Origin of the sequence: Nonomuraea sp. LPB2021202275-12-8 (genome assembly GCF_037044575.1) — a bacterium.
Classification (GTDB): domain Bacteria; phylum Actinomycetota; class Actinomycetes; order Streptosporangiales; family Streptosporangiaceae; genus Nonomuraea.
The window spans coordinates 84,254-103,398 of sequence record NZ_JBAHWD010000027.1; the positions used below are offsets into that span (position 1 = coordinate 84,254).

17 protein-coding genes are annotated in these 19,145 nt (G+C 65.3%); 10 read left to right on the forward strand and 7 right to left on the reverse strand.

The genetic code is table 11. The features are described 5' to 3' along the window. Positions 1-41 precede the first annotated feature (41 nt). The 6 genes from V5E28_RS35515 to V5E28_RS35540 all read right to left on the reverse strand — a co-directional run bounded on the left by V5E28_RS35515 (position 42) and on the right by V5E28_RS35540 (position 4,251). Positions 42-1,196: a tyrosine-type recombinase/integrase gene (locus tag V5E28_RS35515; protein WP_336213585.1), complete on the reverse strand. Its 1,155-nt coding sequence runs from the start codon at positions 1,194-1,196 to the stop codon at positions 42-44. After that, positions 1,193-1,396: a helix-turn-helix domain-containing protein gene (locus tag V5E28_RS35520; RefSeq protein WP_336213586.1), complete on the reverse strand. Its 204-nt coding sequence runs from the start codon at positions 1,394-1,396 to the stop codon at positions 1,193-1,195. Before V5E28_RS35520 ends, V5E28_RS35515 begins: the two co-directional genes overlap by 4 nt. Beyond that, entirely contained in the window at positions 1,393-1,575 is a 183-nt protein-coding gene (locus tag V5E28_RS35525; RefSeq protein ID WP_336213587.1) for a hypothetical protein, read from the reverse strand. Before V5E28_RS35525 ends, V5E28_RS35520 begins: the two co-directional genes overlap by 4 nt. A gap of 360 nt (positions 1,576-1,935) precedes the next feature. Next, positions 1,936-2,790 (reverse strand): TRM11 family SAM-dependent methyltransferase, encoded by an 855-nt coding sequence (locus tag V5E28_RS35530; RefSeq protein ID WP_336213588.1) that lies wholly within the window; start codon positions 2,788-2,790, stop codon positions 1,936-1,938. Next, the gene (locus V5E28_RS35535) at positions 2,787-3,650 is read right to left on the reverse strand and encodes a DNA methyltransferase (protein ID WP_336213589.1); all 864 of its coding nucleotides are present in this window, start codon (positions 3,648-3,650) and stop codon (positions 2,787-2,789) included. Before V5E28_RS35535 ends, V5E28_RS35530 begins: the two co-directional genes overlap by 4 nt. A 19-nt stretch (positions 3,651-3,669) precedes the next feature. After that, complete coding sequence (locus V5E28_RS35540; protein WP_336213590.1) at positions 3,670-4,251, reverse strand: hypothetical protein; 582 nt, start codon at positions 4,249-4,251, stop codon at positions 3,670-3,672. Between the two features lie 212 nt (positions 4,252-4,463). Here V5E28_RS35540 and V5E28_RS35545 point away from each other — a divergent pair, with 212 nt between their 5' ends. The 10 genes from V5E28_RS35545 to V5E28_RS35590 all read left to right on the forward strand — a co-directional run bounded on the left by V5E28_RS35545 (position 4,464) and on the right by V5E28_RS35590 (position 18,518). Next, the gene (locus V5E28_RS35545) at positions 4,464-5,621 is read left to right on the forward strand and encodes a hypothetical protein (RefSeq protein WP_336213591.1); all 1,158 of its coding nucleotides are present in this window, start codon (positions 4,464-4,466) and stop codon (positions 5,619-5,621) included. A gap of 349 nt (positions 5,622-5,970) precedes the next feature. Continuing rightward, the gene (locus V5E28_RS35550; protein ID WP_336213592.1) at positions 5,971-6,750 is read left to right on the forward strand and encodes a hypothetical protein; all 780 of its coding nucleotides are present in this window, start codon (positions 5,971-5,973) and stop codon (positions 6,748-6,750) included. Positions 6,751-7,014: 264 nt separating this feature from the next. Next, on the forward strand, positions 7,015-7,323 hold the full coding sequence (locus V5E28_RS35555; RefSeq protein ID WP_336213593.1) for a pilin: 309 nt from the start codon (positions 7,015-7,017) through the stop codon (positions 7,321-7,323). A gap of 1 nt (position 7,324) precedes the next feature. Further along, a complete protein-coding gene (locus V5E28_RS35560; RefSeq protein WP_336213594.1) occupies positions 7,325-8,902 on the forward strand; it encodes a hypothetical protein in 1,578 nt (525 codons plus the stop codon). Beyond that, positions 8,886-9,860: a PrgI family mobile element protein gene (locus V5E28_RS35565; RefSeq protein ID WP_336213595.1), complete on the forward strand. Its 975-nt coding sequence runs from the start codon at positions 8,886-8,888 to the stop codon at positions 9,858-9,860. Before V5E28_RS35560 ends, V5E28_RS35565 begins: the two co-directional genes overlap by 17 nt. Beyond that, positions 9,860-11,587: a VirB4 family type IV secretion system protein gene (locus V5E28_RS35570; protein WP_336213596.1), complete on the forward strand. Its 1,728-nt coding sequence runs from the start codon at positions 9,860-9,862 to the stop codon at positions 11,585-11,587. Before V5E28_RS35565 ends, V5E28_RS35570 begins: the two co-directional genes overlap by 1 nt. Continuing rightward, complete coding sequence (locus tag V5E28_RS35575; protein ID WP_336213597.1) at positions 11,584-13,938, forward strand: helicase HerA domain-containing protein; 2,355 nt, start codon at positions 11,584-11,586, stop codon at positions 13,936-13,938. Before V5E28_RS35570 ends, V5E28_RS35575 begins: the two co-directional genes overlap by 4 nt. Continuing rightward, positions 13,935-14,849, forward strand: coding sequence for a replication-relaxation family protein (locus tag V5E28_RS35580; protein WP_336213598.1), 915 nt, complete (start codon positions 13,935-13,937; stop codon positions 14,847-14,849). The genes V5E28_RS35575 and V5E28_RS35580 overlap by 4 nt, the downstream gene beginning before the upstream one ends. Next, positions 14,846-15,454, forward strand: a complete 609-nt coding sequence (locus V5E28_RS35585; RefSeq protein ID WP_336213599.1) for a C40 family peptidase — start codon at positions 14,846-14,848, stop codon at positions 15,452-15,454. The genes V5E28_RS35580 and V5E28_RS35585 overlap by 4 nt, the downstream gene beginning before the upstream one ends. Positions 15,455-15,860: 406 nt before the next feature. Next, positions 15,861-18,518, forward strand: a complete 2,658-nt coding sequence (locus tag V5E28_RS35590) for a TrlF family AAA-like ATPase (RefSeq protein WP_336213601.1) — start codon at positions 15,861-15,863, stop codon at positions 18,516-18,518. 270 nt (positions 18,519-18,788) lie between these two features. Here V5E28_RS35590 and V5E28_RS35595 read toward each other — a convergent pair whose 3' ends face one another. After that, positions 18,789-19,127, reverse strand: a complete 339-nt coding sequence (locus tag V5E28_RS35595) for a hypothetical protein (RefSeq protein WP_336213602.1) — start codon at positions 19,125-19,127, stop codon at positions 18,789-18,791. Positions 19,128-19,145 lie beyond the last annotated feature (18 nt).

Genomic DNA, 19,145 nt, shown 5'->3' on the forward strand with positions numbered 1-19,145 from the left:
GGCCGTGGGTTACTAACTGGGTGACTATGCGGGCTGGTTCACTATGCGGTGAAGATCACGTCCATGGCCTCCGCCCCTTGCATGAGGACCGGCCGGATCTGCATGCGGTAGACCGTCTCGGTGACGACCGTGCTCCGGTGGCCGACCAGGCGGGAGATGTCCTCGATCGGCACTCCGGAGTCCGACAGCAGCGAGACGAAGCTGTGCCGCATCTCGCGCGGCGACCATTCCTTGCCGACGAGTCCGGCGCGGTCGAGGATCTTACGGAAGTCTCGCCGCACGTTGTGGGCGGTGAGCGCGTTGCCGCTCTGGGTCCGGAAGACGAGCCCGGAAGTGTCGTCCTGTTCCTCGTGAAGTTCGCGCAGCGCCTCCGCGCAGAGGCGAGGAAGCTTGAGCGATCGCCGGGACTTCACCGTCTTGGTGTCGCCTTTGGCCCGTACGGACCGCCATACGTAGGTCGCGAATTCTTCATGCTCCCAGCCGGCTTCGCCCACCGGCAGCCAGGCTTCCGACTTCCTGTCGTAGGCGACGACATGCGACCAGGTGAGCGCCCGTAGTTCCTCTGTCCGGGCGCCGATCAACAGCGAGAGTACGAGGTAGGCCCGCATGCGTGGGGTCGCCTTCGTGGCGGCTTCGATGATCGCTTGAGCCTGGGGGAGTGTCAGCGCCTTGGACGACCTGCCCGCCCGCCCTTCGGGGATCTCACAGAGGTCCACGACGTTCCGCTTCACCTTGTCACGTCGCATCGCATTCTTGATCGACCGGTTCAAGACCGCGTGGATCAGCTTGAGTGATCGCGTGCTGAGCGCGTCCCGCTTGCTCGCGAGCCACTCGTCCACGTCCTCCACGGAGAGGTCACGCAGCTTGCGCGCGCCGAGTGCCGGAATCACATGCGTCTCGGCATAGGTCGTGTACATCCGGACGGTGCTCGCCGACCGTCCGCCCAGCCCGTGCTCGAGCCAGTACTGGGTGGCTTCGCGCACGGTGTAGTTCGTCGGTGTGATGGCCGAGCCATCCTCGTGCTCCCGGAGGATCTCCTTGAGCTTCTCCTTGGCCTCGGTCTTGGTCTTGCCCCGGGCCTTCTTGACGATTCGCTTTCCGGCGGCGGTGTAGCCAAGGGTCACCGTGGCGGTCCAGCGCTGTCGCTCTTCGTCCCAGTGCAGACCGCCGTCTCCCTTGCTCCGTCGTGTGGTCATGATGCCCTCGCTTCGCGTTCAAGAAGATCGATGTATTCGGCGATGGCTGTCGCTGGGATCAGCCGGGTACGGCCCTGAGTGACGGACCTCAGTCGGCCTGATCGGATGAGTTCGTAGATCACACTGCGGCTCATGCTGAGTAGGGCCATGGCCTCGTGCACGCGATATAGCCGCCGCTCCGGTGGATGCAGTGGCGTCATTCGTGCCCCAGCTGCGTCGCGATCGAGTGGGCCTGGGGGATCCGCTGGCGGATGTACGCGGCCATGATCGTCTTGCTGGAGGTGTTCTCCTTCAGACGCGACCGCCAGCCCCATGACGCCTCCGGGACCAGGTTGTTCTCGGTCGGCACTCGGCTGTAGGAGCCGAACCCGATCGTCATTTCACCAACTCCTTCACGGTCTGTGGCTTCTTGGTTGCGGACAGCGGCGTCGAGCAGGATCCGCAGCAGTACGCCTGCCGTGCCCGGCACGGCCAAACGCGGCTTCACCACCCGTGTTGTTCACGACTCGCTCCGGCTCCGAACGGGTCCCCGCGTCCACTGGTGGCCGGTCCGGGCCCTACGGCCCACCACCCCCGGTGGTCCTACATGACCGCTCGTCTCGCCGATCAATGTCAACGACGGTCTGGACACGGCCTCCTGCTCGTCCAGCCGCTGACGGCTGTACGCACGGCCTGTTGAAACTGGAGAATTTCCTCCCCGGTGTGCTCCTGCGTCAGCGGTTGCCGGAGAGCAAGACCCTCACCCCTCGCCACCCCGCTTCCGCAGGATGAGTAGGTCCTCGTGGGCTGCGGCGCACACCGCAAGCCCTTTATCCTGGCTCCGCCAGGCGTCCAGCATCTGGAAGAATGACGCCCGGTTCACCAGCCCGCCATCGCGCAGCCCGCACAGCAACGCCACCAGGCGGTGGGTGAGCACCAGGCCGGCCTCCTCGGCCGTCGCCATGACCTGACCGGGGAGGTCGATGAGTTGCCCGTCGACGCGGATAGGCCGAACTGTGATCGCGACAACGCCGCCCGGCCGCAGCAGTTCGCCGCACTCGGACAGGATCCGTCCGAAGCCTTCCATCAGCTCGGGTAGCCGTCGGTGGGCGAGGTTGCCCTTGTCGGTGGAGTAACGGTGGTTCCATTTCTCGACCGGTCCGCCACCGTCTCGGCTACCGGAGCGGACGTGCCCATGTGTGTGCGCCCCATAGGGCGGGGAGGTCAGCACCAGCGCGGCCTTGCCCCGCAGGCCCGTGAACACGGTCGCGATGTTCCGCGCGTCCCCGCAGGTCACCCGAGCATTCCCCGTCGCCCCTTGCGAGCGGGCATGCTGGATGTTGGCGGCGGTGAAGCCGGCGAAGTCCGCCTCGTACTCCATCCCCGCCGCTTCCCGTCCCAGATGCATCGCCTCCACCAGGGTGGTTCCGATCCCGCACATCGGATCCACTACCAGCTCGCCTGGCTCGGTGAACGCGGAGATGACTTGGGCGGCGATGGACGGGAGCATCTTGCCCGGATGCCGCATCGACTCCGCGACATACCGGCCGCGCCGCTGCACTCGCGACTGCATCTGGCCGGTGACCAGCACCGACGACAGAACGTTGTCGTTCATCGGGCGCCTCCGGCGGCGCGTGTGAACAGGCAGACGTCCGCGTGCACAGACACCACCGGCGGCAGCTCCGCAGACTGAGCACGGCGAAGCTGCGCCAGCTCCGCCGGCCCAGGCTGAATCATGAGGGCGTCACCCTCGACCGGGACACGCAGCGCGATGACGTGCTGAAGGTAGGTAAGCCCGGCCCGCGCCGCGTGCCGGATGATCCCCGGCGCGAGATCCACCAGCCTGCCCCGCTCGTACCGGGCTGTCGTGATCACCGCCAAGTGACCACCCGGCGCGAGAACATGCCGCGCGTCCTCCAGGAACCGGCCCAGCTGCGATGCCCCGAGCGTCGGCTGCTCCGCCCGGCACACGGGGCAGTAGACCCCCGCCGAACCGGTAGGCCGGCCGAACTCCGGGTACGGGGGAAGAGCCGCGATCAACAGCTCAACTCGGCCTTCGACGCCGAGCAATGCTTCCAGGAGCTCATGCGGCCCGTACGGGCGCAGCCTCACCGCCGCCCGCTGATCGGCCGCGAGATCCCGCCGCAATCGGCCGACGAGATGCTGGGCAACCGGCAAACGCGGAACACACCCGATCCCCATCCGCCCCATCTCAGCCGCCGCGACAAGCACCGTCTCACTCGTCGTGAAGACGTCCGCGACGATCCCACCTGGACGGGTGCAGGAACCGATCAAATGCCGCGCCAACTCCCGCCCAACGCTGTGACGGTGCCGCCCGCATACCGCGTTGGTAGCGGGCGGACGATCCTCGGCCCTTCCGGGCGCGGTGTCGGAACACAGCCACACCGAGAGCGGCACCAACCGCCTCTCAGCAGCCCGCGAACCCTTCGACCGTGGTCCTTCGTTCTTGCTCATCTACGGTGACCCGTGACGGTCACTCGTTCCCATGCACTGAAACACCAGCTGATCGGCGCTGATTGGAACCGCTGCGTCCCCCAAAGCCTCTCTCCGGGCGCGGTCCCTCATCCTTCTGCGCGGCCCACTTTTTGTCGTGGAGCCGCCTGCGCACCACGCTGCCAGGCCATGTGCTTACCGAGTGGGGTTCGATATTCTCGATGGCCATGGCTCGCGCGTACCCAAGACGGACGCGGTCACCAGGCGGGGGAACGGTGCTGTACTGGCTGTATTCAGTAGCGGGCACGTCCCATACCTGGATACGCCATTCGGTGTCGTCTTCGTCGTCGAGCAGGTAATAATCCACAGCCCCTGAAGCGGAGGCGACCATGCGATCCAAGTAGGCGTCAAAGGTCGCACGGCCGAAGCTGCGCGGGCTTCCTGAGGCGTCATCCTCCACCCCACGTCCTGCCGCCATCATGTCGTCGGCGGGTCCGTAGTTGGTGACCCATGACCAGGCCCTGTCGCGCTTGTCCCTCGTCTGGATCACGAAGGCGTACTGGTTGCCAGCCGAGCTCATCCTTCGAGTCTGGCCATGTCCGACCACCGCGTCGTCGGCCACCGCAGGAATACGTGTGTCCGGTAACAACATTCTGGCGCTGATGTAGCGACCCCTGCGCTGGCGGCAGAGCGTATTTCTCATGATCGAAGACCGTGGCGTGAGCCCAGATTCGTAGTGGGTAATCCGCAAACCTCGCCCGGCCCCGGTGATGGTAAACGCCCCTGACATGTCATGCGTATGCTCGATTCGGGTCGCCCGCAAAGGAGAGCATCATGGCCAGCTATCGGGTCATCGTGATTGTGCTGCAAGGAGTCGTCGACGACCGCGCGGCCAAGGAGACCGCACGGTCGCTGGGCGCGAACCTGCAGCAGAGCAAACGCTGGCTGGTGTTCGATCTGTCGGGAGCCAAGCGCATCACACCGGGCGGCTGGCGATTCATCCTGCGTACCTGGCTCGACGCGCGAACTGCGGGCGGAGGCGTGTCCTTGGCCGGGGGTGCGGAGGTCTCCCACGCGCATTACGTAGCCCGCCAGATCGGGCTGCCAGCCTCGCCCAACGTAGAACATGCCCTAGCGGCGCTGGAACCGAGTCCCCACCTTCCGGAGCCCGCGCCACTGCACCAGTCGATGGGCGCCATGGAAGTTCAAGATCAGTCTGGAGACCAGTCCGTCGACGTGTACGAGCGGGCTTTCCTCGCCTTCTTCGGCTACCGACCGTCGGTCGGGCCACTGAAGGATGCGTTCTCTCGGGCGTTGATCATGCAGGCGCTCGCCGACGTCAGGCCAGTGGCCGAGGAGCCAGATCCGGCCCTCGACGCGATGCCGACGGGGCCTGATGAGAACGTCCTGGCGGCTCTGCGCGAGTCGCTCCATCCCCGGGGTACACAGATCGGCTTCGCCTATCTGGATGACGCGAACAGCGCACCGGCGGTGGAAGCGGCGCTGCGGCAGCTCGGCGAGGCGTTCGGGTGGGAGGTGACGGCGCATTCCGAGCCGCTGCAGGGCTCGTGGTTCCGCCGATTCCGCCTGAAGGCCAAGAACCTGGCGATGTCCGCGGACGCTAAGGAAATCGCCGAAGAGCTGCGCAGGGCCGCCGAACTGCGGGCGTTGCACGGCGTCCAGGCGCAGAATGACGGCGTGCAGGCGCAGGCTGCGGCGACTCTCATTCAGGCGCTCGACGGTACTGAGCAGGCGGTGGTTCTAGTCGGTTCCGTTCTGGTGATCAAGGACGCGGGTCGCTTGGCGGTACGCACGCTGACGCAACGCCAGCTCATCTACCTGGAACGCAGCACTGATATGACCCAACCGAGCAGGGTGCTTGAGGCTCTTGAGCGCTACGGCGCCGCAGCCGACGATCCGCCACCGAAGCGGAGCCGCGACCTCCCAGCGGGCGACGACAACAGTGACGGGCCGCCACCACACTGCGAATAGCGAGCCATTCCACACGCCGGACACTGGGCAGTCACGCTTGCGGCTTGGGTTGTAACCGGACGGAGGCCCCCTGACTCTCCGTCGCTGATGCGCAACGACAACGGGTTGGCAAAACCTTGGACGACTCACTCGGTGGGGCGCATCCAGGCAGGTCAGTCACAGACCGGTGTGCTTGGTGTGATCTTTGCGTGTGCCCTTGGAATCTGTCCTTCGCTCCTGGTCAGACGGTTGATGGAGTGGCTGCGGCAGTTTCATGATGTCTGCACTTCTCCCCTTGGTGCCCCGAGTTCTCCCCATCCGGTGGTCGAGACCTGGATCGACCAATCCGGCGCGATCCACGGGAGACTCCATGGCCCTCGAACTGCAGGACAGCACAACCTCGAAGAGGTTCAACGACAACGCTCTGAGCGTGGCAGACAGGGCGTTCCGGCTCCTGGTCACCGGTCCGAGTCCGCTTTCGGTGGACGGCCGCTCCATCGGTCATGGAGTGCCCAGCCGTCTGATCGATCTCGGCGAGCTGAAGGCGCTGCTGCTCGGGCCGCAGGCTAGCGACGAGTTGAAGGACGCCGTCTGGGCGCACCTCGTGCGGCGTTCGCGGTGCGATGGTCGGGCGTGGGTGATCGGGTGTGTGGGGATGGCGATGCCAGGGCTGAAGAACCTGGCCTCGCGGACCTCGCAGGGCTGCCCGGTGCATGTGGTCGACGACATTGTCTCGGAGATGGTGACGAACTTTGTCGCCCAGCTCGGCCGGATCGATCTCGACCGGCCTAACATCCTGCCTCGGCTGTTGATGTGGGCGAGGAAGGGCGCGCTCCAGGTTCGAGCGCGTGAGCTCGCCTCCGTCGAGCTGTGTGGCGACTTGCCTGAGCAGATGGCCATGACCGGGGAGCCGTTTCTGGTGCTCGCCGAGGCCGTCCGGTGCCGTGTCATCACTTCGGATGAGGCGAAGCTGATCAACGCAACGCGCCTTGAGGGCCAGGCGCTGCGGGCGTACGCGGCGCGCTTGGGGGTTCCGGCGGATCGGCTGTACAAGCGTCGGCGGGCGGCGGAGGCGCGGTTGGCGCGGGCGATCGAGGAGGGTCAAGTCTCGGTCAGTTATGACGGGCCGGGCTCCAGCTTCGGGGGCTGAGGCGGTGGTTCATCCATGTCAGCCGTGGTCACGGCTCGGGGTGGAGTTCCGGGGGCGATCGCCCGTTCCCATCGAGTCCATCTTCCCTCGTCCTTCGAAGGAGGACACCCGTCCCGGACCGTTCCGGGCCGGTGATCACGGCTGACGGCCAGTTCAGAACCTCTCGTCCTTGGGGGACATGTCATGAAGCCGTCTCGGCCTTGTCCGTTGCTCGTTATTCGGGTTCCAGCGGGGGTGAGCTGGACCCGGCGTGGTGCCGCTTCGTTGGTCTGGACAGGCGGTTGCCTGGCGGCCGCGTTGACCGTGCCGGGGGTCGCCGAGGCGATGACCGGGCTGGTCTCACCCTCGCTCGACCAGGTCATCACCAACCTGCGGAACGTGGTGATCGGGCTGCTCGTCGGGCTGGCCACGCTCTTCTTCACCATCGGGGGCGTCCGCTACATCCTGGCCGGCGGAGACCCCGGAGAGGTCGAGGCCGCCAAGAAGACGCTGCGGTACGGGGCGCTCGGGTACGGGGTGGCGGTGCTCGCGCCGGTCCTGGTGGAGATCTTGCAGCGGATCGTGGGGGCTTGACGTGTCCGGCACGCGCCGAAGGGCGGTCGGGCTGCTCGTCCTCCTGGCGCTCGCCGCCGCGCTCGCCTCGGTGCTGTTCAGCGGATACGCACTCGCCGCATCTCCGACGCCGACGCCGAGCGCAACGCCTTCCCAAGCTCCTAGCCCGGCGCCGCCGCCTTCGGCCGTGGAGCAGGAGTGCGGGTTCATCAACGTGGCCTGCGAGGCCCGTCAGGCGGTCAACGAGTGGTTCACGCATCTGGTGGAGACGGCGTCCAAGCCGGTGTTCGAGATGCTCGGGTCGACCGTGCTGGCGACACCGGAGCTGGACTCCCCGGTGATGGCGCGGGCCAAGCAGTTGTGGGAGGTATCGCGGACGATCGCGAACACCTGCTTCGTGTTGCTGGTGACAGCCGCGGGCGTGATGCTCATGGTCGGGCAGGCGCTCCCGGGGGAGAGCTCGGCGCGGGAACTACTGCCACGGCTGGTGTGGGCGTTGCTGGCCGCGAACTTGAGCCTGGTCGCGATCGGGTACGCGATCACTCTGGTGAACGGGCTGAGCCAGGCGTTCCTGGCCGACGGGGCCAGCCAGATCGATCCAGAGTCAGTGTTCGAGGCCGTCAAGGTGACGATCTTGGCGGGGATCGCCACCCACGGCGTGTTCTTCGCGCTTGTGTCGCTCGTCGCGGTGATCCTGGCAGTCGGGGTCGTGTTCACCTACCTCGTCCGGCTCGCGCTCACCATGGTCGTGATCGCAGCAGCACCCCTGGCGTTGATCTTCCACGCGCTGCCGATGACCGACGGGCTGGCCCGGCTGTGGTGGCGGTCGTTCATCGGGCTGCTGGCGATCCAGATATGCCAGTCACTCGTGCTCGTCACCGCACTGAAACTGCTGTTCTCCGATAACCCGGCCGAGAACGCCGCCACGTTCTGGATCCCGGCCTCGGCAGATCTGGCCGACCTGCTCATGGCCGTGTGCCTGCTGTTCGTACTGCTCAAGATTCCCGGATGGGTCGCACAGACGATCTGGCAGGCGAACAAGCCTCGGACGCTCTCACGCCTGGTGCAGTCCCTGATCGTCTATCGCGGGCTGGGCATGCTGCTCGGCAAACGCGCCGGTGCGGCCCGCACTGCACGACGTCCCAAACCGCCGACTCCGCCCAACGGCGGTGGAGGCAACGGGCCCGGCGGTCCTCCTGGAGGCGGTCCTCCCAGCGGTGGCCCTCCCGGCGGTGGTCCTGGTGGGCCAGGTCCGCGCCCAGGTGGACCGCGCCGCCCTCGTCCTCCATCCGGAACGCCCACCAAGGGTTGCGGTGGCAACGGAAACGCGCCTGCGGGACGTGCCCATCATGGCCGCCTAGCACGTCCTGACGGGCCGGACAGGACCGTCAGGGAACGGCTGGACCCCATCGCCCATCGCCGCCCGCAGCCGGGCCGTCATGACCGGCCGACCGTCCGCCCCAACCAGCAGCCGAACGCCACACGCCTGCCGCAATCGCCCGCGTCACGCCGCGCGAAGCGCGGCAAGCCGCAGGTCACCGTGCAGCTCGACGTGCCTCGTACCCACAGAAAGGCAGAACGCCGTGCGACACGCAAATAACGAGCGGCCGGTCGCCACGATCCCGACCGACGTGGAGATGCCGGACAAGATCCTGGCGAACCTGACCATCCGGCAAGTCGCGATCCTGGCGGGGACCGGGCTGCTGTCCACCTGGGTTTACCTCATGGCCGGTGACCGGCTGCCCATCCCAGTGCTCGCCGCGATCGTTCTACCGATGATCGCCTGCGGGTGCGCCCTGGCGCTCGGCAAACGAGACGGTCTCGGTCTCGACCGGCTCGCCCTTCATGCCCTCGCCTGGCTGCGCCGGGATCGCAAGCTCGTCACCGCTGAGGAAGGAGTACCCGAGCCGCCGGCCTGGTGTCGAGTACGAGGCCGCCTGCCCGGGAGGTTGCGCCTCCCGGTTCGGGCGATCCGCGAGGACGGCGTCATGGAGCTGGCCGAAGGCGGAACCGCCGCAGTCGTCCGAGCCGGCACCGTGGCGTTCGGACTGCGGACCGGCGAGGAACAAGCGGCGCTGGTAGGGGTGTTCGCCGGGTGGCTAAACTCCCTGGACGCCCCCGTGCAGATCCTCTTGCAGGCCCGCCCGGTCGACCTGTCCGACCTCGCCGACCGGATCACCGACACCGCCGGGCACCTGGCCGATCCAGCGCTCGAACAGGCGGCCCACCAGCACGCCGACTTCCTCACCGAACTCAGCGCCACCCGGGATCTGCTGACCCGCGATGTCCTCGTCGTGGTCCGCCACCAGGACATCGAGCAGCCGTCGGCATGGAGGCGCGGGACTCGGCGCGCGGCGCGCCGGAACAGCTCGGCGTCGATCGTGACCCGCCGCGCAGAGGAGACCGTCCGCTCCCTGCACGCCCTTGGCATCCATGCCTCCGTCATGGGCACCGACGACGCTCGCGAGCTGCTGGTGCGGTCGCTGTCACCGCGCCGCGCGGAACCGGTCGGAAGCGCCCGCCCCGATGAGCCGATCTCTCTTGGAGAGGACGTCTGATGAAGTTCACTCGACTCTCCGACGACACCGCGGAACTCGCCAAGACCGCCGCCGCCTTGCCCGGCCCTTCATCGTTGAAGATCAATGCTCGCTCGGTCGAGTTCCCCGACGGAGTCTGCGCATCGTTCACCATCTCCGGATACCCGCGTGAGGTCGGTGCCGGCTGGCTCGAACCGCTGATCGGCTACCCCGGGCACCTCGACGTGTCCCTGCACATCGAGCCCGTGCCTCCGCTGATCGCCGCTCAGCGTCTGCGCCGCCAGCTCGCCCGCCTGGAGTCAGCCTCCGGGAACGGCCGGGCACCGGACTTCGGAACCGAGGCGGCGGCCAACGACGCCGCGGAGCTGGCCGCCTCCCTTGCCCGAGGCCACGGTCGTCTCTTCCGCGTCGGCCTCTATCTCACCGTCCACGCCGCGGACTCCGAAGAGCTGGACGCCGAGGTCCAGTACGTCAAGACGCTGGCAGCCTCGCTACTACTCGACGCGCACCCGACGACCTTCCGTGCCATGCAGGGTTGGACAGCCACGCTCCCGTTCGGTGCCGACACGCTGAAGACGCGCCGGACCTTCGATACTTCGGCGCTCGCGGCGGCGTTCCCGTTCGCTTCGCCTGACCTGCGGCCCCGGCTCGGTGAGACGCCAGTCTTGTACGGGCTGAACGTCTACTCCTCTGGCGTCGTGCTGTGGGACCGATTCGCTCACGACAACTACAACTCCGTGACGATCGCCCGATCGGGGGCGGGCAAGTCGTATTTCACCAAGCTTGAGGTGCTGCGGCTGCTGTTCCATCAGGTCGAGGTGTGCGTCGTCGACCCCGAAGATGAGTACCGCCGCCTGTCGGGCGCCGTCGGAGGAACCATCCTCGGCCTCGGCGCGCCCGGCGTGTGCTTCAACCCCTTCGATCTACCTGACGCAGCCGAAGGTGACGCGCTCGACCGGCGCGCGATGTTCCTCCAGACCCTCATCGCGACCATGCTCGGCGAACCGCTCAGCGCCACGACAAAGGCCGTGCTGGACAAGGCCGTGATCGCCACTTACGCGGCCCACGGCATCACCTCCGACCAGCGCACCTGGAAGCGCCCCGCACCGCTGCTCGCCGACCTGGCGACAATGCTGGAGGCCACCGACGCGCCCGAGGCGTCCCAGCTGGCCGCGCGGCTCGTCCCGTACGTGTCCGGTTCCTATCGCAGCCTGTTCTCCGGCCCGACCACCACCCGCCCGGACGGCCACCTGATCGTGTTCTCCCTGCGGGACCTGCCCGAGGAGACCCGCCCGGTCGGGATGCTCCTGGCGCTCGACGCGATCTGGCGTCGCGTGTCCAACCCGGCCGATCGGCGCCGCCGCCTGGTCGTGGTCGACGAGGCGTGGACGCTCATGCGCGAGAACGAGGGCGCAAGGTTCCTCTACCGGCTCGCCAAGTCCGCCCGTAAGCACTGGGCCGGTCTCGCCGTCGTGACCCAAGACGCCGCCGACCTCCTCAGCTCCGACCTCGGCAAAGCCGTCGTCGCCAACGCCAGCACCCAGATCCTCCTGCGTCAGGCCCCGCAGGCTATCGACGAGATCGCCGATGCCTTCAACCTCACCGAAGGCGAACGCCTCTTTCTGCTGTCGGCCGGCCAGGGCGAAGGCCTGGTCTGCGCCGGCACCGGAGACCGTGCGGCCTTCTCCGCCGTCGCCAGCACGTCCGAGCACACCCTCGCGACCACTGACCCGGCCGACCAGCCGTGATCCCGCCCCTTCCCGAGCCGGTCCTCGGTGGAGCCGTGCTCGGAGGCGTCGTCGCCTTCGCCGCCGCCCGAGCCGCCTTGTGGCGGTGGCGTAACGCCCGCTTCGCGCGGAACGCTCGACTGATCGAGATCGCGATCCCGCCACAGGTCGAGCCCGGCAGTGCAGCCGCCTGGTGGTCCCAGGCCATGGGGCTGACCGCACCACGTTGGAAACGCGCCTTGTTCGGCCAACCCCACCTGTCTTGGGAGTACGTGGCCGACACCTCCAGCGTCCGCGTTCAGGTCTGGGTACCGGGCCTTGTCCCTCCGGGGCTGGTCGAGAAGGCGATCCGTTCAGCCTGGCCCGGCGCGACCGTGACCACCCGTCCGGCCGAACCGCCCACACCGCGCGGGGCCAGGACGTCCCGAGGCCGGATGACTCTGGCCCGCCCGGACCACTACCCGCTCTCGACGACGCACAGCGGCGACCCACTGCGTGCGCTCCTCGGCGCGCTGTCGGGGTTGCGCCCCGGCGAACATGCCGCCGTCCAGGTGCTGGTCCGACCGGTGACCGGGCGGCGGCTGTCAGCCGCTTACCGAGCCGCCTCAGCGTTGCGTAACGGCACGTCCGGCAGTTTCCGTTCCGAGCTGTTCGACCTGATCACACCCGGCGGCATGAGCCTTGCCAGGCCGGGCGAGCTGGCCAGGATGTTCCCCGAACGCGCCGAGGAGATCCGCGCCATCCTCGCCAAGGCGGGCCAGTCCCGTTTCGCCGTCCAGATCTCCTACGCCATCACCAGCGACCGCGCCGACGCCCGAGGTCGCCTACGTGGACGAGCCCACGAGATCGCCGCCACGTTCGCGCTCTACGCCTCCGGCCACCAGTACCTGCGTCGCCTACGCGGCTTCGACCTCCCCGGCCGCATGTCCAACCGCCGCATGAACACCGGTTACCTCCTGGCCGTCAATGAGCTCGCCGCGATCGCCCATCTGCCCTACGACCAGGCGGCCCCCGGCATCACCCGCGCCGGGGCACGCCCCATCCCGCCCTCTCCCGACGTCCCGGCGCATGGCCCGGACGTCCGAATCCTGGGCGACGCCGAAACCGGCCACCCGCGTCCTGTCGGCGTCACCGTGGCCTCCGCCCGCCAGCACCTGCACGTTCTCGGCCAGACCGGCGTCGGCAAGTCCACCTTCCTGGCCAACCTCATCCTTTCCGACGCCCGCGCCGGCCGAGGCGCTCTCGTCATCGACCCCAAAGGCGACCTCATCGACGACATCCTCGACCGCCTCCCGGAACGAGCCATCGACCGGACGGTCCTGTTCGATCCGGCCGAGCCTGGCAGCCCACCTTGCTTCAACGTCCTGGCCGGACCCGACCCCGCATTCGCCGTTGACTCGATCGTCACGATCTTCCACCGCTGTTTCGCCTCGTCCTGGGGCCCTCGCCTGGACGACCTCATGCGCTCGGCCTGCCTCACCCTCGTCCGCACCCAGGGCCACCGCGCCACCCTCGCGGAGATCCCCAAGCTCCTCACCGACACACCTTTCCGCGCCCGGATCGTCGGCCGACTCCACGACGAACTGCTGCAAGGTTTCTGGTCCGCCTACGACGAGCTGTCTCCGGCCGCCCGCTCCGCCGTGATCAGCCCCGTCATGAACAAACTCCGCGCCGTCCTGCTCCGCCCGTTCGTCCGCGACGCCCTCTCCGGCGGAGCCTCCACCTTCGACCTGGCCCACACCCTGGACACCGGCGGCCTGGTCCTGGCCCGCCTCCCCAAGGGTGTCCTCGGTGAAGACGCCGCCCGCCTCTTCGGCTCTGTCCTCCTCGCTCACACCTGGCAGGCCATCACCCCACGTGTCCGCCTCCCGGAACACGAACGCCGAGACGCCGCCGCCTACATCGACGAGGCCCAGAACTTTCTCAACATGCCCATCGCCGTCAGCGACCTCCTGGCCGAGGCCCGCGCCTACCACTTCTCCCTCACCATCGCCCACCAACACCTGTCCCAGCTCCCCAAGGACCTCCGCGAAGCCGTCTCCGCCGACGCCCGCAACAAGATCTACTTCACCGCCTCTCCGGAAGACGCCCACGACCTCGCCCGGCACGTCGGCCCCGTCCTCACCGCACACGACCTGTCCCACCTCGGCGCGTACCAAGCCGCCGGACGCGTCATGACCGCCAAAGGCGGCCAGTCCCCGGCCTTCACCCTCCGCACGCGCCCTCTCCCCGACCCGATCCCCGGCCGTCAGGACGCCGTACGAGCAGCCTCGCGCGCTGCCTTCTCCCGCCCAGAAACCTCCACTTTGAGCAAGCCCAAGCTCCGGATCCCGACAGACCCGCGCCGAACAAATGAGGAGAGCACCCGATGACCCGACCGAACGCACCCCGCCGCCAGCTCCCCTCCCGGCGCCAGCGCCCCCGTGTCACTCAGCCCCTCATCGCGGACCTCGCCGAACGCCTCACCCCGCGAGACGCCGAGATCCTCGACGCCGTCTGGGAACACCGCGTCCTCACCACCGACCAACTCACCGCGATCTTCTTCCCCAGCGTCCACCGCGCCCGCCACCGCCTCCTGGACCTCCACGAACTGCGTGCCCTCGATCGCTTCCGCCCCTGGGCACCCACCGGAAGCCGCCCTTGGCACTGGATCCTCGGCACCACCGGGGCCCACCACCTTGCGGCCCAACGCGGCATCACCCCGGCCGAGCTCCGCTACCGCCCCGATTCCGCCAGCGCGATCGCGCTCTCGTCCCGACTGAATCACCAGGTAGGCGTCAACGAGTTCTTCGCTCAACTCCACGCCACCGCCCGCCGCCGAGCCGACGGATCAACGGTCGCCGAATGGTGGCCCGAACGCCGCTGCGCCGCCCTCTGGGGCGACCTCGCCCGCCCGGACGCCTACGGCCGCTGGACCGAACCCACCCCCACCGGCCAGCCCGACACGATCGACTTCTTCCTGGAACACGACACCGGCACGGAAACCCTCGCCCGTGTTCTGGCCAAACTCGAGGGCTACACCGCCCTCGCCGAAGCCACCGGCATCACGACCCCCGTCTTGTTCTGGCTCCCTAACCCCACCCGCGAAGCCAACCTCCGTAAGCTCCTGACCAGCAACGACATCCCCACGGCCACCGCTGTACACACACCCGCTACGTCCCCTGACGGCCCCGCCGGGCCCGTATGGCTACCAGCCGGATCAACGGGCCCCCGCCACCGTCTAACGGCCCTACGGGACGCGTGGGGCCCCATCGCGGCCCGCCCCCACAGTGAGCCCACATGATGGCCATCGTCACCGCGACGTCGACCGGTGCATTCGTCCTGGTCGCCGTCATCCTCGGCGTCATCGCGACCGTGCTACCGGGCAACGGCGTCTCGGCCTCGAACACTCTCTGCGCAACCAAGGTCCTGTACGTCGCCGAGCCCGACACCACCGGGGCACAGCCTGCATGCACACCGATCAGGATCACCGGAACGGGGCACGGCGCGACAGCGATAGCAGCAGCATCCCGCCGACTCGGTACCCCTTACTCATGGGGAGGCGGTGGACTCGACGGCCCCACCCGGGGAATCGGCTCAGGCACGAACACGGTCGGCTTCGACTGCTCCGGCCTCACCCGCTACGCCTGGCACCAAGCCGGAGTCGCCCTTCCACGCACCGCAGCCGAACAATGGCACGCTCTTCCTCACATCCCAGTCGGCCATCAGGCCCCAGGAGACCTCGTGTTCTTCCAAGGCTCCGGTGGAGGCCCCGACCATCCCGGACACGTCGGTCTCGTCCTCGACGCAGACCGGATGATCGAGGCTCCCGCTACCGGCCTACGGGTCCGCGTAAGCCGGTACACCACCCGCCGGGACATCATCGGCTACGCCCGTCCGGGCATCTAAGCAGCCATCATTGGCGCGTCTCCAAATGAGGCCAAATACCTCGCGTGTCGAGCCGCACCACTCTGGTGGGCCGGGCAGAGACTTATACAAGATCAACTCGTAGGACACACGTATCACTCGCAGGATGAGCTCAGGGACGCAGTGTTCCGGGTCAGGCGCGAGCAGCGGTCCAGACGAAGGCCCCGTGGCTAGAAGGAGCGCAACCCGAATCAGCCACATTCCAGGACGTGTCCACGCTAGATCACCCATTTTGGGCCTTGCACCACTCGTTCGTCCAGCCCAACCGTGACCAAAGGGGCAAAAAAGCCTTGCGATACATATGCGACACCTGTGCATTCTGCCTCGCAAGGTGACTTCGCCATCTAAGATGCAGAAGTTACCAGGTGGCTCTCGGGAGGATTCGCCAATGATCGAGACTTGGACCGTTCTAAGTGAGGGGGCATGTTGGCACCGCTGCGCCTTGCAAGTCAACCCGTTCACCTATCTCACTATTCATAATAAACTTCATCCGGAATTTCCAGATGAAGAAAGCTATAACGTTGCGCTGATTGCTTCTTTCAAAGCCAACAAGGTTGACGTGATAGCCATTACTGACCACTGGCGCGTTGATAGTGGCGAACAACTTCGGCGACAGGCGAGGTCAGCTGGGATAGTTGTTTTTCCTGGATTTGAAGCCACTAGTAAAGAAGGCGTGCACTTGCTCGTCTTGTTCGACCCGAACACGACAGCAGAGCAAATCAACAGGTGCATCGGCGAGTGTGGCATCGCAGCTGACTGTCAAAACTCGGCTCCGGGCCTGCTCGATATTGAAGAGCTTCTCGTTTGTGCCGAGCGCTGGAATGCTGTGATCATTGCACCTCACGTAACAACCGGCGCCGGGTTGCTCGACCAACTGAAAGGGCAAGCTCGCATCCAAGCTTGGACCAATCCTCGCCTACATGCTGCGGGGCTTTCGGGAGGAAAGCTTTCTCAAGCGTACGGAGATATCCTCAAAGGAAAGAACTCCGACTATAAGAGGGCCACTCCAATTGCTCTCATAAACGCAGCTGACATCAATAGTCCCGGCGATGTAGAAAAAACAGGTTCGACGACTTGGATAAAAATGTCGAGCCTAACATCAACAGGGCTCGACCTAGCATTCCGTACTCCCGCGACTCGCATCGAGCAGGGGTCGCTGGCAGTCACAGACCACTCAGTAATCATCGGCATCGAGTGGACCGGCGGCTTCCTTGACGGGGTGCGGCTTCGCCTCAATGAATCACTAAATACTCTAATTGGCGGTCGCGGTTCTGGGAAGTCCACAGTAATCGAAAGTATTCGATATGCCCTCAATGTCGAGCCGCTTACCCCGAAGGCCATAGAAGAGCATCGCTCAATGGTAAATGACGTCAATGTTTTGGGAAGCGGCACTCAAGTAAAACTACTCATTAGTTGCCCGAAGCCGACTCCAACGTACTATGTTGTAGAGAGAAGCGTTCCCGAGGCTCCCATCGTACGCACCATGGATGGTACGGAACTACAAGTCACTCCGTTCGATTTGATCGGTAACATTGAAGCGTACGGTCAGCGAGAGCTTGCCGATCTTGCGCGCGATAAGAAGCAGCTCACGAGCATGATTGCCCGTTATATGCCTCAAGCCAGCGCGCATCTAGAACAGTTTAGCGAGCTCAGCTCAAAGCTCCAAGACTCGCGTAGTTATATACTGAACCTTCAGCGCGAACTTAAGTCCATTGATGAAAAGCTCGGGCGATTGCCGATGTTGCAGGAGCGCCTCGAGAACTTCGAAAAAGCTGGCATTGCAGAACGACTCTCAAACCAGGAGAAGATCCAGCAAGAAGAGTCCCTCCTCGACCGCGCTATCAAGTCTATAAGCGAGATAGCGCGCAGTTCAAGTGACTGGCCGGAAGCGCTAACGATTGAAAGCACTTATCTAGAGATCGAAAGAAACGCAGAGCTGCCAAATGCGGTTCTTCTCCAGAAGGCTAAGTCGATTCTTGTCGACCTCAATAGTTCCATGAGCACGTCAATCGCTGCCGTAATTTCCTCTCAGGAGAAAGCGAAAGAAGGGCTCGAAAATATCAAAAGGGAGTGGAGTCGGGCAAGCCTTGCTATCCGGTCGGAACTCAATGACGCATTGCGCGCACTGCAGCCTGCAGGGATAGACGGAAACGAATATCTCAGGCTTACTCGCGACGTGAGCAATCTTGAAGATCTCCGCCCGCGCTATCTAGAGCTAGCAACAAGTCTGGAGCGTTTTCAAGGCGAGCGTATTCAGCTGCTCGTAAAGGTTGAAGAGCTACAACGAGACCGTTTGGCCGATCTCAAGGCGGCAGCAAGGAAAATCGGTCGGAGACTAGCTGGCACAGTACGTGTTGAAGTCACCGAAGGCAGGGACCGAAGCCCTCTAATAAAGCTAGTCGATAGCCACCTGAGCGGCAGGAAGGACCAGATTCGGGCTGCTATCGAGTCTGCCGCTATTCTGTCAGTTCGAGATCTCGCCGATACATGCCGCAATGGGGCAGAAGAGATATTGAGTGCATACTCAGTCACTCGGATGCAAGCCGAGCTTCTTGCAAGTGCTGGCGAAGAGTTTTTCATGCTCATAGAGGAGATGGATCTCCCTGTAACTACTGAACTAGAGTTGAATTTGGGCACGAAAAGGGTCGAAAATTGGCGCGCACTTGATCGCCTATCGACTGGACAGAAAGCGACCGCTCTCTTGTTGATTCTTTTGCAAGAGAGCAGCACGCCGCTCATCATCGACCAACCAGAGGATGATCTCGATAACAGGTTTATCTACGACGAAATCGTTCCAAAGATTCGGGCATGCAAAATTAAGCGCCAACTTATCTTTGCTACACATAATGCTAATATTCCCGTGCTGGGTGATGCCGACCAGATTGTCACGCTCATGGCAGGGGATGTCGAAGGTCGAATCACTGGCAGTGTAAATCCCGGCGGGTGTGGAGCAATCGACGATCAAGGAGTTCGGGAAATAGTAGAGGAACTACTTGAGGGAGGTAGAGAAGCGTTTGATAATCGGCGCTATCTCTATGGCTTTTGATGGATCAGCCTGCGGTCTTCTTCTATAAGATCTTGCTCGACTGAAGGACGTGTTGCTCGAAGTGGATTCCGAGGGCGCCGCTCCCAACCCCTTGTAGAAGCGGCGCTTTCGCTCTGCCCCTGATAAGGATGCGGTTACGCAGGCAGGCGGCAAGAGAGTGACGATATACGCGAACCGAGGTACCGGGCGGCCTCTGACGTGTAGCAACGGTCTTGTTCACCAGTGAGGGCGGGTCAGCCAGAGCCGACCGGCCCCCACTAGGGAATCTTGTCAGATGCCGCCGCCGTGTAGGCGGCAGGTGCGTTCGTCGGCCGGGTCCAGCAGGATTGCCGGAAGTTCCTCCAGACCGAGGTCCAGGGCCCGGTGGATACGGTGCCAGCCGTCGATCACCAGGCGGTTGCCGGGTGGCTGCGCGCACGGAAGGGGCACGACCAGGAGGGGTCTGGTTAGGTCGACGGTTGCGGCGTGGTCAGGGTCGATGCGGATGAGGTCCTTGACGCCGGTCAACGTCCGGATAGCAGCCGGGCGTACGGGGTGGCGTCGGGCCAGGCGGGTGGCCAGGTCTACATCCCATGCCCACCCCAGAAGGGCGAACATCTCGTCGGACATTGTTTCTCCTCTTCTTCA